The organism is Streptomyces corchorusii (assembly GCF_001514055.1).
GTDB lineage: Bacteria > Actinomycetota > Actinomycetes > Streptomycetales > Streptomycetaceae > Streptomyces > Streptomyces olivaceoviridis.
In genome coordinates, this window is sequence record NZ_KQ948354.1 from 120,344 (window position 1) to 143,734 (window position 23,391).

At 70.8% G+C, this 23,391-nt stretch carries 23 protein-coding genes and 1 pseudogene; 7 read left to right on the forward strand and 17 right to left on the reverse strand.

Annotated features, from left to right (window positions below; translation table 11 throughout):
* Positions 1–668: 668 nt before the first annotated feature.
* The 3 genes from AQJ11_RS10550 to AQJ11_RS10560 all read right to left on the reverse strand — a co-directional run bounded on the left by AQJ11_RS10550 (position 669) and on the right by AQJ11_RS10560 (position 3,095).
* Positions 669–1,460: a class I SAM-dependent methyltransferase gene (locus AQJ11_RS10550; protein ID WP_059262852.1), complete on the reverse strand. Its 792-nt coding sequence runs from the start codon at positions 1,458–1,460 to the stop codon at positions 669–671.
* Positions 1,461–1,529: 69 nt separating this feature from the next.
* Entirely contained in the window at positions 1,530–2,057 is a 528-nt protein-coding gene (locus AQJ11_RS10555; protein WP_059263078.1) for a GNAT family N-acetyltransferase, read from the reverse strand.
* Between the two features lie 69 nt (positions 2,058–2,126).
* On the reverse strand, positions 2,127–3,095 hold the full coding sequence (locus AQJ11_RS10560; RefSeq protein WP_279616945.1) for an LLM class flavin-dependent oxidoreductase: 969 nt from the start codon (positions 3,093–3,095) through the stop codon (positions 2,127–2,129).
* Between AQJ11_RS10560 and AQJ11_RS10565 the strand changes: the two genes are divergently transcribed.
* Entirely contained in the window at positions 3,094–3,480 is a 387-nt protein-coding gene (locus AQJ11_RS10565; RefSeq protein ID WP_059262856.1) for a DUF192 domain-containing protein, read from the forward strand. The two genes, AQJ11_RS10560 and AQJ11_RS10565, sit on opposite strands and share 2 nt — an antisense overlap.
* A gap of 12 nt (positions 3,481–3,492) precedes the next feature.
* Here the strand turns inward: AQJ11_RS10565 and AQJ11_RS10570 are convergent, their stop codons facing one another.
* From AQJ11_RS10570 to AQJ11_RS10635, 14 genes are all read right to left on the reverse strand, one after another.
* The gene (locus tag AQJ11_RS10570) at positions 3,493–4,116 is read right to left on the reverse strand and encodes an OmpA family protein (RefSeq protein ID WP_059262858.1); all 624 of its coding nucleotides are present in this window, start codon (positions 4,114–4,116) and stop codon (positions 3,493–3,495) included.
* Between the two features lie 7 nt (positions 4,117–4,123).
* On the reverse strand, positions 4,124–4,705 hold the full coding sequence (locus tag AQJ11_RS10575; protein WP_059263079.1) for a hypothetical protein: 582 nt from the start codon (positions 4,703–4,705) through the stop codon (positions 4,124–4,126).
* A 34-nt stretch (positions 4,706–4,739) separates the two neighbouring features.
* Positions 4,740–5,336: a pilus assembly protein TadG-related protein gene (locus AQJ11_RS10580; protein WP_079082284.1), complete on the reverse strand. Its 597-nt coding sequence runs from the start codon at positions 5,334–5,336 to the stop codon at positions 4,740–4,742.
* Positions 5,333–5,563, reverse strand: coding sequence for a hypothetical protein (locus AQJ11_RS10585; protein WP_079082270.1), 231 nt, complete (start codon positions 5,561–5,563; stop codon positions 5,333–5,335). The genes AQJ11_RS10580 and AQJ11_RS10585 overlap by 4 nt, the downstream gene beginning before the upstream one ends.
* 125 nt (positions 5,564–5,688) lie before the next feature.
* Complete coding sequence (locus tag AQJ11_RS10590) at positions 5,689–6,450, reverse strand: response regulator (protein WP_059262865.1); 762 nt, start codon at positions 6,448–6,450, stop codon at positions 5,689–5,691.
* A gap of 10 nt (positions 6,451–6,460) precedes the next feature.
* Positions 6,461–7,987 (reverse strand): sensor histidine kinase, encoded by a 1,527-nt coding sequence (locus AQJ11_RS10595; RefSeq protein ID WP_059262867.1) that lies wholly within the window; start codon positions 7,985–7,987, stop codon positions 6,461–6,463.
* 8 nt (positions 7,988–7,995) lie between these two features.
* Positions 7,996–8,883 (reverse strand): DUF5936 domain-containing protein, encoded by an 888-nt coding sequence (locus AQJ11_RS10600; protein WP_014674674.1) that lies wholly within the window; start codon positions 8,881–8,883, stop codon positions 7,996–7,998.
* A 13-nt stretch (positions 8,884–8,896) separates the two neighbouring features.
* A complete protein-coding gene (locus AQJ11_RS10605) occupies positions 8,897–9,841 on the reverse strand; it encodes a type II secretion system F family protein (protein WP_059262868.1) in 945 nt (314 codons plus the stop codon).
* 12 nt (positions 9,842–9,853) lie between these two features.
* Positions 9,854–11,191: a TadA family conjugal transfer-associated ATPase gene (locus tag AQJ11_RS10610; RefSeq protein ID WP_059262871.1), complete on the reverse strand. Its 1,338-nt coding sequence runs from the start codon at positions 11,189–11,191 to the stop codon at positions 9,854–9,856.
* Positions 11,192–11,209: 18 nt separating this feature from the next.
* Positions 11,210–11,554 carry a TadE/TadG family type IV pilus assembly protein gene (locus AQJ11_RS10615; protein ID WP_059262873.1) on the reverse strand — a complete coding sequence of 115 codons (345 nt, stop codon included), beginning with the start codon at positions 11,552–11,554 and terminating at the stop codon, positions 11,210–11,212.
* A gap of 1 nt (position 11,555) precedes the next feature.
* Entirely contained in the window at positions 11,556–11,936 is a 381-nt protein-coding gene (locus tag AQJ11_RS10620) for a TadE family protein (protein WP_014674670.1), read from the reverse strand.
* A gap of 7 nt (positions 11,937–11,943) precedes the next feature.
* Positions 11,944–13,179, reverse strand: a complete 1,236-nt coding sequence (locus AQJ11_RS10625) for a CpaE/TadZ family protein (protein ID WP_059262875.1) — start codon at positions 13,177–13,179, stop codon at positions 11,944–11,946.
* A 9-nt stretch (positions 13,180–13,188) separates the two neighbouring features.
* Positions 13,189–13,893, reverse strand: coding sequence for a Flp pilus assembly protein CpaB (gene cpaB, locus AQJ11_RS10630; protein WP_014674668.1), 705 nt, complete (start codon positions 13,891–13,893; stop codon positions 13,189–13,191).
* 58 nt (positions 13,894–13,951) lie between these two features.
* On the reverse strand, positions 13,952–14,773 hold the full coding sequence (locus AQJ11_RS10635; RefSeq protein ID WP_398725568.1) for a hypothetical protein: 822 nt from the start codon (positions 14,771–14,773) through the stop codon (positions 13,952–13,954).
* A 346-nt stretch (positions 14,774–15,119) separates the two neighbouring features.
* On the opposite strand from AQJ11_RS10635, the gene AQJ11_RS10640 reads away from it, so the two are divergent.
* From AQJ11_RS10640 to AQJ11_RS45565, 6 genes and pseudogenes are all read left to right on the forward strand, one after another.
* Positions 15,120–16,838: a chitinase gene (locus tag AQJ11_RS10640; protein ID WP_059262879.1), complete on the forward strand. Its 1,719-nt coding sequence runs from the start codon at positions 15,120–15,122 to the stop codon at positions 16,836–16,838.
* Positions 16,839–16,959: 121 nt separating this feature from the next.
* Complete coding sequence (locus AQJ11_RS10645) at positions 16,960–17,466, forward strand: hypothetical protein (RefSeq protein WP_059263080.1); 507 nt, start codon at positions 16,960–16,962, stop codon at positions 17,464–17,466.
* A complete protein-coding gene (locus AQJ11_RS10650; protein WP_059262881.1) occupies positions 17,463–18,113 on the forward strand; it encodes a hypothetical protein in 651 nt (216 codons plus the stop codon). The genes AQJ11_RS10645 and AQJ11_RS10650 overlap by 4 nt, the downstream gene beginning before the upstream one ends.
* Positions 18,113–18,814 (forward strand): annotated as a pseudogene (locus AQJ11_RS52640) (putative T7SS-secreted protein); the annotation flags it as partial. The gene AQJ11_RS10650 and the pseudogene AQJ11_RS52640, both read left to right, overlap by 1 nt.
* 301 nt (positions 18,815–19,115) lie before the next feature.
* Entirely contained in the window at positions 19,116–22,889 is a 3,774-nt protein-coding gene (locus tag AQJ11_RS10655; RefSeq protein ID WP_398780994.1) for a DUF6531 domain-containing protein, read from the forward strand.
* Complete coding sequence (locus AQJ11_RS45565) at positions 22,882–23,184, forward strand: hypothetical protein (RefSeq protein ID WP_079082272.1); 303 nt, start codon at positions 22,882–22,884, stop codon at positions 23,182–23,184. Before AQJ11_RS10655 ends, AQJ11_RS45565 begins: the two co-directional genes overlap by 8 nt.
* Positions 23,185–23,391: the final 207 nt, after the last annotated feature.

Below are 23,391 nucleotides of genomic sequence, written 5' to 3' on the forward strand. Positions count from 1 at the left end.
CGGAGCCGTTGAGCCTACCGCTGCTCGGGGGTTGGTCATGGCCCGCCCCGTCCGTGGGGACGGCGGACCGGGGCCGTGAGGTTCCCGGAGCGGTCCCCCGTGGCGGGTTTCCCCGAGCGGGTTCCCGTGGCGCGTTCCTGAACGGGTTGCCGGAACGGGTTCCCGGAGCGGGGAAGAAAAACGGGCCGGTCCGTGGGGGGGAGACGGACCGGCCCGAGGGGGGGTTTCCACCATAACCCTTCGTAAGGGATGGTGGGCGCATCGGCGGGCCACAACTACTCTCCGGAATCATCCGGCGACGCCCCGGTGGTCGCGGAATGCGGGATTCATGGGGGCTTCATGGCCGGTTCACAGCGGAATTCCAGGGAAATCCGGTCGGATACGAATGGATTCGTAAGGATTAGGCCATCTTGGGGTTCATTGGCGAGTTGCCCCGGATCCCCCCGGACGGGCTACGCCGTCGGCGAAGGGTGGACTTGACGCCTCCGCTACACCCCCGGGCCGGGACCACACGGCTCCACGGCACCGCGCAGCCCCCTCCACTGCGCGGTACCGCCCGCGCAGCTTTGCTCACGCGAATAACCTTGGTCTGAACTTACGTGATCGAGGCGACCGATGTGAACCGCGCTCGATAACAATGTGGAAACCCCGGGCGAACTCCGGTCGGACTACGCCCGACGACCCGGCTTGCGTACGTCGAAAAGGTGCCGGGCGCTGTGCGCGACGAACGGCCCCTCCCGCTCGATCCGTTCGTGCAGCGCGCGCAGCCGCGGCTCGTACGCCTCGACCGTGAAGTCCGGGACCATCCACACCACCTTGCGCAGGAAGTGGACGACGGCGGCGATGTCGTGGAACTCCATCCGCAGCCGCTCCGCCCGCACCCCGGTCACCTCCAGGCCCGCCGCCTCGGCGTCGGCCCGCTCCCGCTCGGGGTCACGGACGGCCCGCACCTCCTCCGGCTGCGGCCCGAGGAAGTACTCGACCAGCTCGAAGACGCTGCTCGGCCCCACGTGCTGGGCGAAGTACGTCCCGCCGGGCCGCAGCACCCTGGCGATCTCCGCCCAGTACGGCCGCACCGGGTGCCGGCTGAGCACCAGGTCGAACGCGCCGTCCGCGAACGGCAGCGGCGCGTCGTCCGGGGCGGCGACCACCACGACGCCCCGGGGCCGCAGCAGGGCGGTGGCCTTCGCCACGTTCGGCGGCCACCCCTCGGTGGCCGCGACCAGCACCGGCCGGGCCGGCTCGGCCCGGCCCAGCGCGAAGTCCAGCACCTCACCGCCGCCGGTCTGGACGTCCAGCACGGCCCCGGCGCCGGCCAGCCGCTCCCCCGCCGACCGGGCATACCCCCACGACGGCCGCTCCTCGGTGGCCCGGCCCTCGAACCACGAGAAGTCCCACCCCTCGGTCGGTACGGCGACGCCCTCGGCCACGAGGTCTTCGAAGGAACGCTGCGGAGTCATACGGCCATGATCCCAGCGGAACCCCCGGCGGGTCCCGCCGTTTTTCCGCACCCCGGGCCGGGACCGCTCTCAGCTCTGCCCGGACGGCGCCGTGAGGACCAGCATGATGTGCTCGTCCGTCCCGTGGCGGACCGTGCCGGTCCGCTCGAAGCCGTGCCTCTCCAGGAGCCGCACGGAGGCGGTGTTGCCGGCGAAGGGGTCCGCGTACAGCGGACGCACCGGCTCCAGCTCCAGGAACCGGCCGAGCGCGCGCGTGCCGACCCCGCGGCCCCAGTACGGCCGCCCGAGCCAGTAGCCGACGAACCGCCGCCCGTCCTGCGTCCAGGACACGACGCTCCCGGCGGCCTCACCGCCGACGGTGACCGTCCGCACCAGGCAGTCGGGGTCACCGAGCACCCGCTCCCGCCAGTGCCGGAAGAAGGCTTCCCGCGGCCGGGGGGTGAACCTCGACCGCCGGACGGCTTCGGGGTCGTGCTCGTAGGCGAAGAGGGCCTCCAGATCCTGGTCCGTGACGACCCGCAGGCCCACGGGGAGATCCGGGTCGGGCGCTACGGTCTCGTGGTCACCGGTCTTGTCCGGCTCGCGTCGGTCGGTCATGCAGAGCAGTGTGACACCCGCCACTGACAACGCCTCTGACCTGCGGCGACTGCCTGCCGCGCTGTCCGCTCAGGGCACCAGCGGGCGGACCTCCCGCGCGGCGAAGCGCACGAAGCCCTCCGGGTCGGGCTCGTCCGCCGTCGGCTGGAGGACGACGGTGTCCGCGCCGGCCCCGGCCAGCCGCCGTACCGCCTCCGCGACCGCGCCCGCGTCGCCGGCGACCCCCACGTCCGCCCCCGCCTCCACCCCCTCGGCGGCGAGTTCGGCGCGCAGCCGGGCGTCGGCGCCGGCGCCCGTGGCGGCCAGCAGATAGACCACGATCCGGTGCGCACCGTCACGTCCGGCCGCCCGCCTCCCCTCCTCGACGAGCTTCCTGGCCCGCCGTACGCCGTCCGCCGAGGTGGTGGCGGTGAGCAGGGTGCCGTCGGCCTTCTCGCCGGAGAGCCGGAGCGTACGGGGGCCGGTGGCGCCCGCGAGGACGTCGACCGGGCGGTACGGGGGCCAGTCGAGGGCGACGTCGTCCAACTGGACGTACCGCCCGCGCACGCTCAGGCGTTCCCCGCGCAGCAGGGCGCGCAGGGCGTCGAGATGTTCACCGAGGAGGCCCAGCGGGGAGGCGGCACGGGCGCCGACCTGGCCCATCCAGTCCTGCACCCCGTGCCCCACGGTCAGGATGGCCCGGCCGGGGAACATCCGCTCCAGCGAGGCGGCCTCCATGGCGGTGACGGCCACGTTCCTGAGCGGCACGGGCAGCAGTCCGATGCCGACCCGCACCTGCTCGGTCCAGGCGAGCGCGGCGGCGGCCGTGGACACCCCGCCCTCCAGGAAGCAGTCCTCCCACAGCCACAGCTCTTCGAGCCCCGCGTCATCCGCGAGGCGGGCGATGGCCCGCAGCCGCTCGGGAGGAAGCTGGGGGCGGAATACGACACCGAGTCCTGTCATGGAGCCCTTCCTAGTGGGGAGGACGGCTACGGACAACGTATTTGCGGGCCGGGCGAGTTGACGACACGGGTGGCTGGGCGTGGGAGGTCGGGGCATGGGGCGGCGCTGGCGGGACGGACGGGGACGGCTGATCGTGCGGGCGGGCTCCGGCGGGGGGCAGGCCGCCGCCACCGTCCCGCTGGAGATCGCGACCTCCTACCGGGCGCGGACGAAGGGGCTCCTGGGCCGGGACGCGGTCGACGGGGCGCTGCTGCTGTCGCCGGCCAGCGGTGTGCACACGTTCGGGATGCGGATCCCGATCGACGTCGCCTACCTGGACCGCCGCCTGACCGTCATCGCCGTCCGCACGATGCGCCCCGGCCGCCTGGGCCTGCCGCGCCCGCGGGCACGGCACGTGCTGGAGGCGGAGGCGGGGGCGATGGCGGGGTGGGGGCTGCGGCCGGGAGCGCGGGTGGAGGTGGAGGCGGACCCGGGGCGCTAGCCGGGTGCCGCCTCACTGCCGGGTACGGGGGAAGGACACCTCCACCCGGCGGTTCTTCTTCCGGCCGGCCTCGGTGGAGTTGTCGGCGATCGGGTACTGCTCGCCGTAGCCGCGGACGTCGAAGGTGATGGACGGGGCGTTCAGGTCCTGGTCCAGTACGGCCTGTACGGCGTTGGCGCGCTGTCTGGAGAGGGTGTCGCCGTGGGCGGAGGAACCGAGGTTGTCGGTGAAGCCGAAGACGCGGACCTGGGTCGCGTTCTGCTTCCTGATCTCCTCGGCGATGCCGGCGATACGGGCCTTCGCCTCCGCGCCGAGCTTGGCGCTGTCCTTGTCGAACAGCACCTCGGCCTGGAGGGCGAAGGTCACGTCGGCGTTGGTGTCCTCGCGCCGTTCGTCCCCGCTCTGGTCCTCCACGACCGACTTGATGTCCAACACCTTGGCCTCGGCGAGCGTGGCCCCTTCCGGGAGCTTCAGATCCGGATCCGTGGGGTCGACCTTCACCGGGGCGGCGGCGGAGGGTTCGGTACCGGGGGGTTCACTGGGACCGGTGTCGTCGGCGACCGCGGGGGTGGCGGGCAGATTCACGACGAACAACAAAGCAGCGGCCGTGAGGGCGATCCGGGACGCGGTGATCACTTGGGCCTCACCCGGAGATCTTGATGGAGGCGGAGGAGAAGGTCGGCAACTGGAAGTCGACCTCGGTCGTGGTTGCTGGGGGTGCTGGGAACTGCATGAAGACAGGAACCGTGTCGCCCGCCCTTACGGACTGAACGCCGATCGTGGTCAAAGGCCGCCCGTCGGTGTCCCGCAGGACGTAGTAGCGCCTTCGCGCCTTCGAATCCACAAGCGTGGCTCCACCAAACGACTGCCCGTTCTTCATGATCTCTGTCTCGTTGCCGGTCAACTGCGACGACAGAACGGCATCCTTGCTGCCGTCATTCTTGAGCTGGCCATTGACGGTGACGAATCCGCCGGAATCACGCTGAGCCGACATGATTTTGAGTGACAGCCCGTCAGGACCTCGTAGCTCAGCCAGCGGTTGCGCTGACTGGCCCTCCTGAGGGCTCGCTTGAGAGCCACCACTCTTGGAAGGGGATGCAGAAGCGTCCGGCTTCTTGTCGCCGGTGTCTCCACTGCCGCAACCGGCCACACCCACGGCCAAGCCGATGGCAATGGTCATGGCGGCCATTCCCCTGCGAGCCTTCGCGGTGAATCGCATGCTCATCGCGCTGCTTCCCTTTTCCATCGTCGTCCGCTTGTCAGTCGGCGGCCAGGTGAACATCGAAGAGGTCCTCGGGTGAGGGCAGAGTGGCTTCATCGTCCGGGTCCGGATTCCAGGTCTTGCCGTCACAGTCGAGTGGGGGCAGCTCATCGCCCCCGGCTGCCTCCTCTGGAGGGTCGAACGTGCAGCGTGGCTCGATCACGGCCGTGGCGGCGGCCTTGGAGTGGATGTCCTCCGTGCCGGGAACAACGGAATCTCCGACTGACTTGTTCGTTTCGACATCGACCGTGTACCGCAGAAGCTGCCAGTTGCAGTCATTCAGCGTGGCATCGTTCTGTGCCGCCAGTTGCTCCGCACGAGCGCAGGGGTTGTCGACCGGCGACTCACCGTCGAAGACATCCCCCCACTTTTCCGGGTGGAGTAGATCCGCGACCCATGCGGCCGCGAGTTGGTCGCGCCCGCTTTGGGCAGCAGCCAGCACAGCCGCGTCGGCGGCTGTCTGTGCGCCGCCGCGGTTCACTGCGGCCTGGCCCACCGCAAGGTAGGCGAACGCAAGAAAGAGCAGGCCCGCCACCACCGTGATGTAGATGGGGAAGGCCTGCCCAGAGTCGCCGCTTGAGCGCCGGACGATCAGGTGATCTCCGTGATCTTGGACTTGATCTTGTCGAGGATCGTCTTGCCGATGTCCGTACCTGTGATCGCCAGCACGATCGCCACCACTACCGCGATGATGCCCAGGTACTCGACCGCGGTCTGCCCCCGGTCGCCGCCACGGCGGCGCATGGCCTCGACCGTCGTGTTCTTCCAGCCGTTCACGCGAACCTTGGTCGCCACAGCCGTCTTCAGCAAAAGATCGCTCACGGTGCTCCCCTCCGGGCTTGGTTTCGACCGACGCACCGTAGAGCGCTCCCACCGGCCGAACAGAGGGCCCCAGGGCCCAACCCCAGGCCCATTCGGGGTGGGGGGTTGTTTCCCCGCGTGTCATGTCAGGCCACCCCCAGCCACTTCGCCGTCGCCTGGGACCTCGTCGTGCTGTGGAGCTTGGCGAAGATGCGGTTGATGTGGTTCTTGACCGTCTTCTCGCTGATGAAGCAGGCGGCGGCGATCTGCTGGTTGGTCATGCCGGACGCGATGAGGTCCATGATCTCCGCCTCCCTGCCGCTCAGCCGGAACCGCGACCGGAACGACTGTCCCACAGATGGTTGCAGTTGCGAAAGGGTTTGGGAGGGTAAGTTTGGCTCGATGCCAGGGGTTTGAGTGGGCTCGTGTGCGAGTGCATCCCCCCGCAGCTCCGACAGCAACGCCCTCGCCGCCCCCGGCGTCACATGCGGGCGCCCCTCCCGTACGTCCCGTACCGCCCTCACCAACTGCTCCGTCGTGAACTCGCCGTGCACCAGGTATCCCCCCGCCCCCAGCCGCAGCGCCTCCCGCACGGTCTCCGTCTCGTGGCTGTAGGTGAGCATCATGACGGGGGCCAGCCCCACCAGGTGGGGCAACGCCGAGATTCCGTCGACTCCGGGCATGCGGACGTCGAGGAGGATGACGTCCGGCCGGTGCCGGACCGCCGCCTCGTACGCCTCCCGCCCGTCCCTCGCCTCCGCCACCACCGTGGTGTCCGGGTGACCCGAGAGCAGGGCCGTCAGGCCGGCGCGGACGACGGGGTTGTCGTCGGCGACCAGCACCCGCAGTGGCGGGGACGCCGGCGCCGGCGGCGGGAACGGCTGTGATGGTGGTCGTCCGGGGCGCATGTGCCTCCTCTCAGGCATGTCGGGACACAGGTGGCGGTGTCGGCAACGGGACCTCCAGACGGACCTCCGTGCCCCGCTCGTGGTGGCCCCTTCCGATGCGGATCCGGGCGCCGGCCTGCGCTGCCCGCTCGACCATGCCCAGCAGGCCGAAGTGGCCCGAACCCCGCAGTTCTTCGAGTGTGGTGCCCGGCGGGAGGCCCCTGCCGTCGTCGTGGACCGTGACGCGGAGCAGGTGGCCGTCGACCGCCGCCCGTATGTCCACGCGGGTCGCGGACGCGTGCCGGTGGGCGTTCTCCAGTGCCTCCGTGACGATGGAGAGGACGTGGCGGGCCAGGGGGGCCGGGAGCGCGGGGAGGCCGGTCCCGTCACTCGCCCCGCCGTCCCCGTCCCCCACCCCGCCATCGCCCCCGCGCGCCCCGCCGTCCCCCTCCCGCCCTTCCCAGCCGCACGTGACCTCCAGGCCCGTGCGTCTCGTGAAGTCCGTCGCCCGGTGTGCCAGTTCCCGCCAGAGCGGGATGCCGTCCGGCGCGTCCGGCTGGTCCCGGCGCAGGTCCGTCAGCAGTTCCCGGGACTCCGCCGCCGCCCTGCGCGCCGAGCGGGACACCAGTTCCGCCTGCTCCCTGATGCGGGCCGGGTCGGGGGCCGCGGCCGACGCCGTGGCCGCCAGGCCGTCCGCCGCCAGGGCGACGCCGTACAGGGTCTTGGCCACGGAGTCGTGCATCTCGCGGGCCAGCCGGGCCCGTTCCGCGCTCACCGCCTCCGCCGCCGCGAGACGGGCCTGGACCGTCGTCAGGGCCTGGGTCGCGGCGCCGAAGCGGAGCATCAGGTTGCGCAGGGTCGAGCCCATGGCGCCGGCGATGACGCAGAGGCCGGGGAGGAGGAGGGCCTCGGCGACGGGCGCGTGGCGGTCGGCCTTCAGCGTGGCGTGGACCAGGAGCAGGATCAGGGACTGGAGCGAGGCGAAGCAGGCGGCGCCGCGCCAGCCGTAGACCAGGCCGGCCAGGAGCGGGGTGCAGACGCTGACGTAGGCGAGGGTGGTGTCCGGGCCGGCCGAGATGAGGAGGAAGGAGCCGAAGAGGGTGTCGGCGGCCAGGAGGCTGGGGTGGCGCAGCAGGAGGGGGCCGAAGCGTTCCCAGTCGCGGAAGAGGACGTAGGACACCATGAAGGTGACGACCACGGCCGCGCCGACCAGGCGGGCGCCCAGGCCGGGGGCCGCGTTGAGGAGGGCGGCGGGGGCCGACAGGACGATCATCGCCAGGCGGAAGCCGAAGACCTGGCGGCACAGGGCCTGGAGGGCGCGGATCTGGAGCTTCTCGGAGGGCTCGGCGGGGGGCGCCGCCGTCACCGTCGCCGCTGCCGTCGGGTGCGGTGGCACCTCCGCCACGGCACCGGCCGCCCCCGGCCCCCGCTCCGACCCGGCCGCCCCCGGCTCCCGCAGCCGCCCGGCCGCCCGCAGCCATGCCCCGGCCCGCGCCAGCCCCGCGTGCACGCCCCGGCCCGTACGCCCCCTCAGCACCGTCGAGCCCGTCACCGTCACGGCCGTCCTCACTCCCCCGTGAGCGAGCCGAAGTCCACGCCGGAGCCGAGGAGCAGGCCCGCGCCCAGCAGGAGCATCGTCGCCGGGACCATGAACGTGGTGATCATCAGTGTGGCCTTCGGCACCGCCCGCGCGGCCTTGCGGCGGGCGTTCTGGGCGTCGGTGCGGCGCATGTCCTTCGCCAGGGAGACCAGCGTGTCCACGATGGGCGCGCCGAGTTCCTCGCCCTGCTGCAACGCCGTGACGAACATGGCCACCTGCTCGGAGTCGTTGCGCCGCCGCAGCTCCGCGAACGCCTCGCGGCGGCTCATGCCGAGGTCCATCTGGCGCAGGGTGATGCGCAGTTCGTCGGCCCACGGGCCCTCGTAGCGGGAGGCGACCCGGTCCAGGGCCTGCCGGAAGCCGAGCCCCGCGCTGACCACGACGGCGAGGACGTCCAGGAAGTCCGGCAGGGTGCGTTCGATGACGTCCTTGCGGACCCGGATCGCCGACCAGAGGCCGACCTCCGTCCAGAACGCGCCGAACAGGAGCAGCAGGACGGCCACGAACCACTGGCCGCGCAGGAGGAACACCAGGAAGCCGACGCCGCCGAGGGCGCCGTAGACCGCGCGGCGGGCGGCGTAGCGGTCGATGGTCAGGCCGCCGGGGTTGCCCGCGAGGTCGATCTTCCGGCGGTACCTGGCCACCAGGCGCGGGCCCATCAGGCGCAGCACGGCGGGGGCGTAGCGCATGCCCATGCGGTCGACGACCGAGCCGACCGCGCCGGTGCGGGTGGCGCCGACCTCCAGGGCGACGGCGAGGTCGCCGGGGAGCCGGGCGTCCGCGCGGTACATGCGGATGCCGGCGAAGACGCCCCAGACGCCGAGGCCCATCAGCAGGGCGAGCAGGTATGCCATCGGGTCACCTCCCTCAGACGTCGATCCGGCTCATCCGGCGGATGAGGACGAAGCCGACGGCGTACAGGGCGAAGGCGATGATCACGCACGCCTGGCCGACCGGTGAGCCGGTCATGCGGTCCAGCGCGCCGTCCTTGACGCCGTTCATCAGGAACAACGCGCCGACCCCGAGGACGGGCACGGCGTAGGACGTCATGGTCACCTGGGAGAGCTGGGTGCGGATCTCGCGCCGGGTCTCCTTGCGCTCCTCCAGGGTCTCGGTCAGGTTGCGGAGCGCGGAGACCACCTGGCCGCCCGCCCGGTTCGACAGGACCAGCGTCGTCACGAGCACGACCAGTTCGCGGGAGGGGAGGCGGTCGGCCAGCTCGCCGAGGGCGTCGTCCAGGGAGTGGCCGACGGCCAGCTGGTCGGCGACCTTGGCCAGTTCCTCGCCGGCCGGGGCCTCCAGTTCCTCCGCCGCCATGCCGATCGCGGTGCGCAGGGCGAGGCCGGCCTGGGTCGCGTTGGCCAGGATGCGGGCCAGTTCCGGGAGTTGGTTGATGAAGCGTTCGATGCGCTTCTGCCGTTGCCAGTTGAGGAACTGGACCGCCGCCCAGACGCCCAGCAGGCCCGCGAGCGGGCCGAAGAACGGGGCCAGGGTGGCCTGGCCGACCAGCCAGAGCGCGGCCACCGTCGCGAGCATGGCGGCGAAGAACTCCCCCGGCGTGACGTCCAGGCCGGTGGCCGCCAGGCGCCGCTCCAGCCAGCGGCCGAGGCGGGTGCGGCGCAGCCGCCGGTCCAGGTCGCGGAAGCGGCGGGTGCGGCCGGTCGCGGGCGGCGCGCCGGTGTGCGCGAGGCGGTCCACGAGGGCGGCGCGCCGGGCCCGGCCGGAGGCGTAGGCGTGCACGCCGGCCACCGCGAGGACGCAGGTCAGCAGCGTCACGCCGGTGGTGAGCTGGACGAGGGTGTGCAGTTCCATGGTCCTTGAGTCCTACCTGGCTTCTCGGGTGGCGAGCTGGTCGGCGGAACGGGCGACGCCGAAGGCCTGCGGGACGGGCTGGCTCGCCATGTAGAGGCGGTCGGCGGTACGGCGGGGCAGCGGGAAGTACCGGAAGTCGCCGTACACGCGGCCGTCCGGGGTCATGGGCCGCGCGTCGAAGCGCGCCACGGTCGCCAGCCGGTACGGCTCCCCGCCGTGGCTGTCGAGCAGCGCGATCTCGGTGATCCGGCGGGCGCCGTCCGCGAACCGGGTGAGCTGGACGATGACGTCGACCGCGCTGTTGATCTGGTCGTGCAGGGCGACGAAGGGCACCTCGACGTCGGACATGGAGGCCAGGGTCTGCAACCGGGTCAGCGCGTCCTCGGCGCTGTTGGCGTGCACGGTCGCCAGCGAGCCGTCGTGGCCCGTGGACATCGCCTGGAGCATGTCGAGGGACTCGCCGCCGCGGACCTCGCCGACCACGATCCGGTCGGGGCGCATCCGCAGGGAGTTGCGGACCAGGTCCCGGATGGTGACCTGGCCCTTGCCCTCCACGTTCGGCGGGCGGGACTCCAGGCGGACCACATGGGTCTGCTGGAGCTGGAGTTCGGCGGAGTCCTCGATGGTGATGATGCGCTCGTGCACCGGGATCAGCCCGGACAAGGCGTTGAGCAGGGTGGTCTTCCCGGTGCCGGTCGCGCCGGAGACGATGATGTTGAACTTCGCCTGCACCAGGCCCGCCAGCAGGTACACCATGTGCTCGTCCAGCGAGCCGAGGCCGATCAGCTCCTGGAGGGTGAAGGAGCGCGGGAAGCGGCGGATGGTGAGGACGGGGCCGGTCAGGGACAGCGGCGGGATGATGACGTTGACCCGCTCGCCGGAGGGCAGGCGGGCGTCCACCATCGGGTTCGACTCGTCCACGCGGCGGTTGACCGTCGACACGATCCGCTCGATGGTCTGCATGAGCTGGTCGGCGGAGACGAACCGCAGGGGGAGCTGTTCGACCCGGCCGCCGCGCTCCACGAAAATGGCGTCCGGGCCGTTGACCATGATCTCCGTGATCGACGCGTCCTCCAGCAGCGGTTCCAGGATGCCGAGGCCCAGCGCCTCGTCCACGACCCGGCGGATCAGCTGGGAGCGCTCGACCGTCGACAGCACCGGGCCCTCGCGGCTGATGATGTGCCCGAGCACCCGCTCCAGCCGCGCCCGGCGTTCGGCGGCGGCCAGCGCGCTCATCTCCGCGAGGTCGATCTCCTCCAGCAGCTTGGCCCGGTAGGAGGCGACGAGATGCCCGTCCTCGCCCCGGCTGCCGTGCTCCTCCGGGGTGCTGATGCGTGCCCGCAGACTCATGGGGTCGCCTCTCCTCGGTCAGTGGTCGAGCGGCATGGTGGCGGACTTGGTGGCGGAGCCGAGGTCCCAGACGATGGTGGGGATGTGGACGGTCGCGGTGACGGTGACGGAATCCGCGCCGCCTGGGCCGATGGAGCAGGACACGTCGAGTCCGCCGCTCACCGCGTCGGCGCAGGCCTGGGCGTACGACTGGTCCAGCGAGGCCGCCCGCGCCCCCGCTCTGGCCGCCGTACCGGCCTGCTCGGCGGCGTAGGCGACGGCGCCGAGCTGGATCCCGGCCAGCCCGACGATGAGCAGGACGGGGATGAACCCCAGGTACTCGATGGCGACCTGGCCCCGGTCGCGTCCCGGGCGGTACGGCATCTCAGTCCTTCACCTCCTCGACGGCGCCGGCGTGGCCGTGCACGGTGGCGGGGAAGGAGATCACGCCCGGGAAGAGGACGGGAACCTTGAGGGAGACATCGGCCGTGACATAGCCGGACGCGCTGCACTGCACCGACGCGTCCCCCTTCCACGCTCCCGACAGGTGCTTCATCCCCGCCTCCGCGCACGCGGCCTGGCGCGCGCCTCCCCGTGGCGCGGCCGTCCCGGCCCGCACCGCCTCGTCGGCAGCATTCCCGGCGAGCGTGAAGGTGTATCCCACGAGCACGGCCTGCCACATGAGCACCAGCGTCAGGACGATCAGCGGGGTCATGCCCAGGAACTCGACGCTCACCTGTCCCCGGTCCCCGTCCGGCCTTCTCATCAGGGGTTCACTCCTTCCGCCGCCGCAGGCTCACGGAACCGCGTCCGCTCCCGCGGTGGGAGGCTCCCTCCGCGGCCTTCACCAGGCCCAGTTCGCCCGCGAGCCCCCACAGCGCCTGTTTGACCGTGCTCCTGGCGTCGAGTTCGTGGACCCGCCCGGCGTCCACGACCCCTTGCAGTTCCTTGAAGTTGGCGGGGACGGCGGTGCGCGCCAGCGCCGTCCCGGTGATGCGCTGCACCAGCGCGGGCTGGATCTCCGTACTGCGCGTGTGCCGGTTGACGACCACGGTCGTCTCCTCGGCCTTGCGGATCTGGAGCCGGTCCCACATCCGTACGGTCCGTTTGGCGGCGCGTACGGCGATGACGTCCGGGGTGGTGACCAGCAGCGCGGTGTCGGCCATCTCGACGGCCGCCGCGCCGGCCCCGCCGAGCTGGGCGCCGCAGTCGACGACGACGACCTCGTAGCGGGAGCGCAGGGCGCTGACGAGCTGGCGGGTGGCGCGGTCGGTGACCTCCTCGCCGCGTTCGCCCTCGCCGGGCGCGAGGAGCAGGGAGAGCCCGGTGTCGTGGCGGAAGACGGCGTCGGCGAGGACGCGGGGCGAGATGTCGGTGATGGCGGCCAGGTCGGCCACCGACCGGCGGAACTGGATGTCGAGGTAGGAGGCGACGTCGCCGGTCTGGAGGTCGAGGTCGACCAGGGCGGTGGCGCGGCCGGAGGCCTGGGCGGCGAGGGCGAGCTGGATGGCGGTCAGTGTGGTGCCCACGCCTCCCTTGGCGCCGCTGACGGTGACGACGGTGCCGCCGGCGCCGGCGAGCGCCTCGGCGCCGTGCCCGAGGTGCCGTCGTACCCCCGTCGACCACTGGGCGACGGCCTGCACGCGGTTGGCGAGCTCCTCGTACGACAGCGGGAGCGCGACCAGGCCGCGGGCGCCGGAGTCCATGGCGGCGGCGAACAGGCCGGGGCTCGTGTCGGTGGTGACGAGGATGACGCCGACGGCCGGGAAGCGCAGGGCGACCTCGCGGATCAGTTCCAGGGCCGGGACCGGGCCGATCCGTTCGTGGACGACCACGACCTCGGGCAGTTCGTCGACCGACTCGGCGGCGAGCCGGGCGAGGGCGTCGACCAGTTGGGTGGAGTCGGTCACCGGGGGCTGCGGCTCGGCGTCGGGGAGCTGGCTGAGCAGGGTGGTGAGGGAGCGGACGGCGTCCGGGTCCGCGCCGGCCGGGAGGATCCTGGTGGGCATGGCCGCCTCTCACTTGTCCGTCGCGAGTTCGTAGGTGCGGTCCTTGTCGGGGACGCTGGTCTCGCTGCCGGGGGCCACGAGCGCGAGCCGGACGCGCTGGGCGAAGGACTCGGCGTAGGTGACGCGCTGGGCGTCGATGGTGGACAGGGCGAAGGTGATGGGGACGGCCTCGGTGGGCTGCCGGTCCTTGTCGCGGTCGGGTTCCAGGGCGGTGATCCGGCCGACGTCGATGACGCGGGCGTTGGTCACGATGATCTTCGACTGGTCCGGGTCGCCCTCCTTCTTTCCCTCGAAGGTGGCATAGACGTTGACCCGCGACCCCGGGGTGATCTTGCCCGCCACGCCGGTCGCCGCGTCGATCATGATGGCGACCTCCTGCTGGCCGGGCTGGAGGGCGGGCCGGTCCACGATCATGTCGGTCTGGAGCAGGGAGCCGGCGCGCAGGGTGGTCACGGCGATCTTGCCGCGGATCTGCCGGAGGTCGGTGACGGCGTTGCCGGACAGCCACCGCTTCGGCATCTCGATCTTCTCGAACTGGCCCGTGTCCAGTGCGGTGTACGGCTTCACCTCGGACCTGACCCGGTAGGCGGCGACCTCGGGCCCGACCTTGGAGTTCGCGTCGTGGATGACGGAGAGCACGCCGGCGAACGCGCCCAGCGCGCACAGGACCGACAGGATCAGGAGTATCACGCCGCGGCGCTGACGGGAGTTCATGAACCGTGCAACCTCATTGGGGGAATCGGTCGAGCGGGACGGGTCAGGTTCGCGCAGGTCAGGCGGGCGTTCGCTGTTCCAGGGCGCGGGGTGTCTCGTACGCGGGCGAGGTGGCGGAGCAGAAGACGCAGCGGTCGCCGATGACGTCCAGGCCGCACCAGTGGCAGCTGGTCTGCCGTACGGAGGTGACCAGTTGGTAGAGCACGGACAGGTCGGCGAGGTAGCCGCAGAACTCGACCACGCGGCCGGTCCCCCACCACACCGGGGACTCGGCGGGCAGCGGGACCTCGCGCAGCCCGTGCACACCCCACCGGGTGCCGAGCCCGGCGGCCCAGTCGCTCTGCAACTGCCCCTTGGCGACCAGCATCCAGGTGCTGAAATCGGGCCCCTTGAGCGTGGCGTCGGGGGCCACCTTGACGAGCTGGGGCTCGGGGTGGGCGAGGACGGCGAACTGGCTGCCCGGCATCCAGGACCTGGCGTGCGCCTTGAGGCCGACGGGGACCCGGTCCAGCTTGGCGACGGAGCCGAGGACGGCGCCGGCGTGGATGTAGTGGGTGAGCAGCCGGCCGGCGGAGGCGAGGACGCCCGGGCTCAGGTCGCAGGAGGCGAGCTGGCGCAGCTGCCGGGCCAGGACGGCGATGCCGAGCGGCGGGAGCTCCGGCCGGAACAGGGCGATGCGGTCGCTCTCCAGCAGCGAGCGCAGGGTGTGCAGCCGCCGTACGACCGGCTCGGGGGTGGCCTGTGAGCAGACGACGACCACATAGCCGTACTGCTCGGTGAGGGCGTTGAGTTCGGTGAGGGCCTGGTCCAGCGGCTTGTGGTCGAGGCCGGTCAGCACGACGGCGGGCATGGTCCGCTCGTCCTGCGCCGGCAGCGCCATGTCGGCACTGGTCACGGCAATGGCAGTTGGCACGCGCAGCTCCCCGCTCTTCACACCCGCCCGGCCCACCGGTGTAACTCCCGTGCGCCAGGACGACTTCATTGCGTGACTACCTGAGCACTGTATCCACGGGCGTATGGCCGGAGAACAGCGTTTGTGAAGCCGGTGTGGAACTCTCCCGGATCAAGTCCCGCCAAACCTGGACAGGTTGAGCCACCGAGCGGAGACGGTTTCGGCCTGGACCTCTTGACACCCGGATTGGTCTGGACCAACTTAGGCGCAAGCGGTGGCCACCGCCCCTCTCCCCCTCTCCTCCCCTCACCGCCCACTCCCCACGGAGGCTCCAGTGGACCGCGTACCAGGCATACCCAGACCCCGCGGACGGCGGCTCGCGGCATGGTCCGCCGCCACCGCCCTGGCCCTCTCGGTCGCGGGCCTCGCCACGGCCGGCCCCGCGTCCGCCGCGGACGTCAACAACGTGAAGAACGCGGGCTTCGAGTCGGGCCTGGCCAACTGGACGTGTACGGCCGGCAGCGGCACGACGGTCACGTCCCCGGTGCACGGGGGCACCGCGGCCCTGAAGGCGACCCCGGCCGGCCAGGACAACGCCCAGTGCACCCAGACGGTCGCGGTCAAGCCCAACTCGACGTACACGCTGAGCGCGTGGGTCCAGGGCGGCTACTCCTACCTGGGCGTGACGGGCACCGGCACGACGGACGTCTCGACCTGGACCCCCGACTCGGCCTCCTGGAAGCAGTTGTCGACGACGTTCACGACGGGCTCGTCCACGACCTCGGTCACGGTCTACACCCACGGCTGGTACGGCCAGGCGGCCTACTACGCCGACGACCTCTCGGTCTACGGCCCCGACGGCGGCGGAGGCGGCGACCCGGCCCCGACGGTCCCGGCGGCCCCGGCCGGCCTCTCCGTGACCGGTACGACGTCCTCCGCGGTCTCCCTGTCCTGGTCGGCGGTGTCGGGCGCGACGGGCTACAACGTCTACCGGAACGGCACGAAGGTCACCGCCGTGACCGGCACGTCCGCGACGGTGACCGGCCTCACGGCGGCCACGTCGTACTCCTTCCAGGTCACGGCGACCAACGCGGCCGGCGAGTCGGCCAGGTCGGCGACGGTGACGGGCACGACGGCCTCCGGCACGGGCGGCGGAGGCGGCGGCTCCCTGCCCAAGCACGCGGTGACCGGCTACTGGCAGAACTTCAACAACGGCGCCACGGTCCAGAAGCTCTCGGACGTCCCGTCGTCCTACGACATCATCGCGGTGGCCTTCGCCGACGCCACGTCGACCCCGGGAGCCGTCTCCTTCACCCTGGACTCCGTCGGCCTGAACGGCTACACCGTCGACCAGTTCAAGGCCGACATCAAGGCCAAGCAGGCGGCCGGCAAGAAGGTCATCATCTCGGTCGGCGGCGAGAAGGGCTCGGTGTCCGTCAACGACGCGTCGTCGGCCGCCAACTTCGCCAACTCGGTCTACTCCCTGATGCAGACGTACGGCTTCGACGGCGTCGACATCGACCTGGAGAACGGCCTGAACGCGACGTACATGACGCAGGCGCTGCGCGCGCTGTCGTCGAAGGCGGGCTCCTCGCTGATCATCACGATGGCCCCCCAGACGATCGACATGCAGTCCACGTCGAACACGTACTTCCAGACGGCCCTGAACATCAAGGACATCCTGACGGTCGTCAACACGCAGTACTACAACAGCGGTTCCATGCTGGGCTGCGACGGCAAGGTCTACAGCCAGGGCACGGTCGACTTCCTGACGGCCCTCGCCTGCATCCAGCTGGAGGGCGGCCTCTCCCCGTCCCAGGTAGGCCTCGGCGTCCCCGCCTCCACCCGCGCGGCGGGCAGCGGCTACGTCTCCCCGACGGTGGTCGACAACGCCCTGGACTGCCTGACGGCGGCCACGAACTGCGGCACCTTCAAGCCGTCCAAGACCTACCCGGCCCTGCGGGGCGCGATGACCTGGTCCACGAACTGGGACGCGGCCTCGGGCAACGCATGGTCGAACACGGTCGGCCCCCACGTCCACGCACTCCCGTGACGTGACCTTCGGCCACCCCCAGCGCCCGGGCCTTTCGGTCCGGGCGCTGTGCTGTGCGGCGGGGCGGCCGGACTTGATCGGTCAGCCCGGCATCGCGTTGCGACCGCCGTCAGGCACTGTGATGATCCCGTCCATGGTTGAAGACGGGAGGCGTACACGCAGGTCACGGCTGTACGACTACACGGACACGGCCGTACCCGGCCCATCGGGGACCACGGACGACCCCGAGCGCGGACGCCGCCAGTTCGCGGCCTTGCTGGGTGAGTTCCGGCGCACGGCCGTGCTGGTCCCCCTCGACCCGGAGACCGGCAGCCCTCTGACAGCCGATTTCGGTGGTGTCCGTTGGTTCTACGCCTTCTCGAACGAGGGGGCGTTGGCGCGTTTCGCCCTCGCGCGGGGTGAGGGTGAGCGGGAGTGGCCGTATCAGCGGTGGCTGGGGGCGCGTCTGCTGGACGCGGCGGTCCCGGCGGCCGGGGTGCCGTGCGGGGTGGCGCTGGACTGCGCGGACGGGGAGGACGGGATGGTCCTTCCTCCGGTGCGCGGGATCGTGCCGGACGCGGTGGCGGTGGACGCCGGCACGGAGGCGGAGGACACGCAGGACACGGGGGACATGGGGGACGGGCGGTGACCGGGGGCGGCGGCGAGGATCTGGTGGCGCAGGGTCTCGGCCTGATCGCCAAGGGCCTGACCGAGGCGCTGGGGGAGCTGAAGGAACTGGGCATGGTCGGCGAGGCGGGTGCCGGGCGTGGTTTCTCCGACATCGCGCTGTCCGGGCTGGAGCTGGGCCATGAGGGCCTCACGGACGACTTCGCGTCGTTCTGCGAGCGCTGGGAGTGGGGCGTGCGGTCGCTGATCCACGAGGGCAACGGCTTCGCCGTGAAGACGGGCCTGGCGGCGGGCACGTACTACGAGACCGACCAGTACGTGAAGGGCTCCTTCAAGATCGTCGCCAATGCGGCCGTCGGCAATCCGTACGCCTCCGAGGAGGACGTGCAGAAGATGGGCTATGGCGAGATCGCCTCCTCGGTGGGGGACGTGGACTACAGCAAGGAGTCCTTCGAGCAGGCGTGGGAGACCAGCAAGCAGGGCTGGAAGGACGCCGGGCGGGATCTGATGACCTCGCACACGGTGGGGGCGATGGGTCTGGGCCCGGAGGACCTGCACCAGGCGTTCGGGGTCTCGGACAAGGAGTACGACCAGTACCTGGACGACACGTTCGGCCCTTCCCCCGAGGCCCGCGCCCGGGCCGCCGAGCAGCAGGGCGGTGAGGGCTGATGGGGTTCGGCGATGTGACCAACGCGCTTCTGGGCGGTGCCGAGGACCTCTACGACAAGGGCAAGAAGAAGCTCGGCGAAGGTGTCGACTGGGCCACGGACAAGGTCGGCGAGGGCCTGGACGAGGTCGGCGCCCACAAGTGGGCCGACACCGTGGAGGACTGGGGCGACGGCGTCGCCTCCGACCTGGGCGCGACCCCGGGTGAGCAGCAGCTTGGCCAGACCGAGGAGGCGAACGAACTCGTCCACGGCAGCCCCGACAAGATCCGGGGCAGCGCCAAGCACCTGCGGGACTTCCACGGCGCGTTCGACAAGGTCAGCCAGGGCCTGAAGAAGGTCGACTCCTCCGGCTGGAAGGGCGAGGGCGGCGACACCTTCCGGGAGAAGTTCGCCGTGCACCCCGCCAAGTGGGCACAGGCCGCCGAGGCCTGCCAGACGGCGGCCGGGGCGCTGGAGTCGTACGCCGACACCGTCCAATGGGCACAAGGACAAGCGAAGGAAGCCGTCGAGCTCTACAAGAAGGGTGTCAAGGCGTCCAAGGACGCGGTGGAGGCGTACAACAAGAAGGTCGACGCCTACAACGCCAAGATCAAGGCCGAGGAGGACCCCGGCCCCCGACCGGAGCCGTTCCACGACCCCGGCAAGGCCGACATCCAGGCCGCGCGTGAGAAGCTCGCCGAAGCGCGCAAGCAACGCAACACCGCCGCATCCGAGGCCCAGGGCAAGGTCAAGGCCGCCCGGGCCCACGCCCCCGCCCAGCCCCCGCCCCTGAACCGGCTCAAGGACGACTTCACCGACCAAGCGCTGTCCACCGGCATCGAACTGACCCACTTCGCCGGCGGCGTGGCCAAGGGCACCGCCGGCCTGGTCAACTTCGTGCGTGGCCTGAACCCCACCGACCCCTACAACCTCACCCACCCCGCCGCCTACCTGCAGAACGTCAGCATGACGCTCTCCGGCCTGACCTCCACCGTCGCGCCACCCCGAACGCACCGCGAAGGCCATGTGGGACGAGGCCCGCAAGGACCCCTCCGAGTTCGGCGGACGCCTGCTGCCCCAGCTCGTCGGCACAGACGGCCTCGGCATGGAAGCGGGCCTGGCCCGCAAGGCCGCCGAGACCGGCCTCACCCGACGCGCCGCGGAAGCAGCAGCCACACGGGAAGCTCGCGCCGGAGCGGAAGGCGCGGCCGGGAAGACAGCCCGGGAACGCGTCAACGACGACCCGCACCAGCCTTCCCGTACCGGCGAATCGGTGGAGAGCAAGGGCACCGACCCGATCGACCTCGCCACGGGCAAGATGTACCTGCCCCAGACGGACGTCGCCCTCCCCGGCGCACTCCCCCTGCTCCTGACCCGGCGCGTCGAGTCGGGCTACCACCTGGGCCGCTGGTTCGGCCCCTCCTGGTCCTCAACCCTGGACCAGCGCCTGGAGATCGACGCGGAGGGAGTCGTCTACGTCACCGAGGACGGCCTCCTGCTGTCCTACCCCCACCCCGCCCCCGGCCTGCCCACCCTGCCCAGCCACGGCCCCCGCCTCCCCCTGGACCGCGTGGACGACGGCTACACCATCACCGACCCCCGCACCCACCGCACCTGGCACTTCGCCGACCAGAGCCCCGACCTCGCGGTCCTCGAACAGATCGACGACCGCAACGGCAACTGGATCACCTTCGAGTACGACACCGAGGGCACCCCGCTGGGCGTCCACACCAGCGCCGGCCAGGGCGTCCGCATCTCGACGGAGTCGGGTCGCGTCACGGCGTACCACCTGACCGCGACCGGCGAGGAACTGAGGCGCTTCGGCTACACGGACGGCAACCTCACGGAGGTCGTCAACTCCTCCGGCCTGCCGCTCCGCTTCACCTACGACGAGGCCGGCCGCGTCACCTCCTGGACGGACACGAACGACCGCGGTTACACGTACGAGTACGACGACCAGGACCGTTGCGTCGCGGAGGGCGGCTCGGCGGGCCACATGGCGCTGCGCCTGGCGTACGGCGACCCGGACGCGACAACGGGCCTGAGGACGACGACGGCGACGACGGCCGAGGGCCACACACGCCGCTACTTGGTGAACGACGCCTGGCAGGTGGTGGCGGAGACCGACCCACTGGGCGCGACGACGCGACACGTCCGCGACCGTTACAACCGCCTGCTGTCCGCGACGGACCCGCTGGGCCACACGACGACGTTCGAGTACGACGAGTCGGGCAACCTCACGCGGGTGGTCCGCCCGGACGGCCGCGAGGCGCGGGCGGAGTACAACGACCTCGGCCTGCCGGTGAAGGCCGTGAACCCGGACGGCACGGTGCTCCGTCAGACGTACGACGACCGGGGCAACCGCACGTCGGTGACGGACCCGGCGGGCCAGACGACCCGCTTCACGTACGACGAGGCCGGCCACCTCACGTCGGTGACGGACCCGCTGGGCCACACCACGACGGTCGTCTGCGACCGCGCGGGCCTCCCGGTACAGGTGACGGACCCGCTGGGCGCGACCACGCGCTACGAGCGGAACGCCCTCGGCCTCCCCACCGCGATCACCGACCCCACCGGCGCGACGACCCAGCTGGAATGGTCACTTGAAGGCAAGCTGACCCGTCGCACGGCCCCGGACGGCACGACGGAGACGTGGACGTACGACGGCGAGGGCAACTGCACGAGCCACACGGACCCGCTGGGCGGGGTCAGCCGCTTCGAGTACACGCACTTCGACCTGCTCACGGCCCGCACGGGTCCGGACGGCGTCCGCTACGAATTCGAGCACGACACGGAACTGCGCCTGACGACGGTCACGAACCCGCAGGGCCTGACCTGGACGTACGAGTACGACGCGGCCGGCCGCCTGGTGCGGGAGACGGACTTCGACAGTCGCACGCTGAACTACGTGTACGACGCGGCGGGCCGCCTGGTGTCACGGCGGAACGCGCTCGGCGAGACGGTGACCTTCGAGCGGAACGAACTCGGCCAAGTGCTGCGGAAGAACGCGGCAGGCCAGGTCACGACGTACGCCTACGACCTGACCGACCAACTGGCACAGGCGGTGGGCGCGGACGGCACGGCCCTGACCCTGCTGCGGGACCGCCACGGCCGACTGCACTCGGAGACGGTCAACGGCCGCACGGTGACGTACACCTACGACGCCTTGGGCCGCCGCACGGGCCGCACCACGTCGACAGGTGCCGTATCCACATGGTCGTACGACGCGGCGGGCCGCCGCACGGGCATGGTGGCGTCGGGCCGGCCGATCGACTTCACGTACGACGAAGCGGGCCGCGAACTGACCCGCCACATCAACGGCACGGTCGCTCTGGAGCACTCCTTCGACCTCATGGGCCGCCTCACGACCCAGTCGGTAACCGGCGCCGGGGGCCACCGGCTCCAACACCGGACGTACGCCTACCGCGCCGACGGCAACCTGATCGGCATCGACGACCACCTGTCCGGCACCCGCCGCTTCGACCTCGACGCGGCCGGCCGGGTGACGGCGGTCCACGCGGCCGGCTGGACGGAGCGCTACGCCTACGACGAGGCAGGCAACCAGACCGAGGCGTCCTGGCCCTCGGACCACCCGGGCGCGGAGGCAAGGGGCCCGCGCGCGTACACGGGCACCCGCATCACCCGAGCCGGCAACGTCCGCTACGAACACGACGCACTCGGCCGCATCACCCTCCGCCAGAAGACCCGCCTGTCCCGCAAACCCGACACCTGGCGCTACGAATGGGACGCCGAGGACCGCCTGACATCCGTGGTCACCCCGGACGGCACCCGCTGGCGCTACACCTACGACCCCCTGGGCCGCCGCACCGCCAAACTCCGCCTCGCCGAGGACGGCGAAACGGTCCTGGAACGGGTGGACTTCACCTGGGACGGCACAACCCTCTGCGAACAGACGACGACCTCCGCCGACCTCCCCCACCCGGTCACCCTCACCTGGGACCACCAGGGCCTACGCCCCCTCGCCCAGACGGAACGCATCACCCCGGCCGACGCCTCCCAGCAGGAGATCGACTCCCGCTTCTTCGCCATCGTCACCGACCTGATCGGCACCCCGACCGAACTCGTCGGCGAACAAGGCGACATCGCCTGGCACATCCGCAGCACCTTATGGGGAACAACAGCATGGTCGACAAACAGCACCACCTACACGCCCCTGCGCTTCCCGGGCCAGTACTACGACCCCGAAACCGGCCTCCACTACAACTACTTCCGCCACTACGACCCGGAAACGGCCCGGTACCTCACCCCCGACCCCTTAGGACTTGCCCCTGCTCCCAACCCCACTACCTACGTCCACAATCCACATGCATGGACCGACGCTCTCGGCCTTGCTCCTAACGGCTGCCCGGAAGAGGAACATCTGTTCCGAGGTACCACCAGGGGATTCAACGCAAGCGATGGCACGCAGAGTTCCGGGTTCACTCCGACATCTACAGACCCAGGGGTAGCCACAGCATTCGCAAGACACTCAGAACAATTCGGGGATGCAGTCGTTCAACTTATCCCAAGAAACGCACTGCAAGGAGTCGAGACCCTACCCGGGTACATTCGCGCCGAGGCGGAAGTCGGCGTGAATCTTCCGGCTCATGAACTTGCTCGCAGAGCCACGGTCGAGCTTCCAGCGAATGTCGCTCATGAAATTCTTGGAAATATGGGAATCCACGTCCCCAGGATTAAGTCATACGAAGGCATTACCGACGCCCTGGAATGGGATATACCGAAACTTTCCCCAGATCAGATAAAACAGTTCGTAGCAGAGGCTTACAGGCATGGATGAAACTTACGCGGCAAAGTTGCAGATCTACTCGGTGGAAGAGAAGGTAGCATCGACCGCCGTGTGCATCGTTCGATGCGTAGGAGGAGTCGCCCGCGCCGGTCAGCAATTCGAACGAGAGTCAACGACCGACGCGAGCAGCAGCCAATCACGCATGACGCTCGAATCAATTTTCCGGTACGAGCAGCCAGCCGATTTCCTGGAACCGCCCCATAGCGCCAAGGTTCACTTGTCCGGTGAAGGTCTCGACGACTTGAAAAGAGGGGTCATCATTATGGCCCGCCATACTTCGACTTGATACGGCTTAATACGGCTTGATCATCCACACGAATGATGCTTCCGACCACCCCACCTTGGCCTCGTCCCCCAACCGTCCACCGGCCGCAAGCCGCCGATACCGCCTGGCTTGCAGACGAGGCACGTCCGCGTACCCTCCGCTGGCGGTTCGCTTCTGGCCGACGCAAGGGCCCAGTGCCGATAAGGGCCACCGCCTCACCGGGCCGCT

Bases quoted from the DNA above. Each gene is read 5' to 3' on its own strand.
- AQJ11_RS10605 (WP_059262868.1), bottom strand. From the start codon at position 9,841: ATGGAACTGCACACCCTCGTCCAGCTCACCACCGGCGTGACGCTGCTG.
- AQJ11_RS10655 (WP_398780994.1), top strand. From the start codon at position 19,116: ATGTGGGACGAGGCCCGCAAGGACCCCTCCGAGTTCGGCGGACGCCTG.
- cpaB (WP_014674668.1), bottom strand. From the start codon at position 13,893: ATGAACTCCCGTCAGCGCCGCGGCGTGATACTCCTGATCCTGTCGGTC.
- AQJ11_RS10575 (WP_059263079.1), bottom strand. From the start codon at position 4,705: ATGAGCATGCGATTCACCGCGAAGGCTCGCAGGGGAATGGCCGCCATG.
- AQJ11_RS10565 (WP_059262856.1), top strand. From the start codon at position 3,094: ATGGGGCGGCGCTGGCGGGACGGACGGGGACGGCTGATCGTGCGGGCG.
- AQJ11_RS10590 (WP_059262865.1), bottom strand. From the start codon at position 6,450: ATGCGCCCCGGACGACCACCATCACAGCCGTTCCCGCCGCCGGCGCCG.
- AQJ11_RS45565 (WP_079082272.1), top strand. From the start codon at position 22,882: ATGGATGAAACTTACGCGGCAAAGTTGCAGATCTACTCGGTGGAAGAG.
- AQJ11_RS10635 (WP_398725568.1), bottom strand. From the start codon at position 14,773: ATGGCGCTGCCGGCGCAGGACGAGCGGACCATGCCCGCCGTCGTGCTG.
- AQJ11_RS10645 (WP_059263080.1), top strand. From the start codon at position 16,960: ATGATCCCGTCCATGGTTGAAGACGGGAGGCGTACACGCAGGTCACGG.
- AQJ11_RS10555 (WP_059263078.1), bottom strand. From the start codon at position 2,057: ATGACCGACCGACGCGAGCCGGACAAGACCGGTGACCACGAGACCGTA.
- AQJ11_RS10560 (WP_279616945.1), bottom strand. From the start codon at position 3,095: ATGCCCCGACCTCCCACGCCCAGCCACCCGTGTCGTCAACTCGCCCGG.
- AQJ11_RS10550 (WP_059262852.1), bottom strand. From the start codon at position 1,460: ATGACTCCGCAGCGTTCCTTCGAAGACCTCGTGGCCGAGGGCGTCGCC.
- AQJ11_RS10600 (WP_014674674.1), bottom strand. From the start codon at position 8,883: ATGGCATACCTGCTCGCCCTGCTGATGGGCCTCGGCGTCTGGGGCGTC.
- AQJ11_RS10620 (WP_014674670.1), bottom strand. From the start codon at position 11,936: ATGAGAAGGCCGGACGGGGACCGGGGACAGGTGAGCGTCGAGTTCCTG.
- AQJ11_RS10625 (WP_059262875.1), bottom strand. From the start codon at position 13,179: ATGCCCACCAGGATCCTCCCGGCCGGCGCGGACCCGGACGCCGTCCGC.
- AQJ11_RS10610 (WP_059262871.1), bottom strand. From the start codon at position 11,191: ATGAGTCTGCGGGCACGCATCAGCACCCCGGAGGAGCACGGCAGCCGG.
- AQJ11_RS10615 (WP_059262873.1), bottom strand. From the start codon at position 11,554: ATGCCGTACCGCCCGGGACGCGACCGGGGCCAGGTCGCCATCGAGTAC.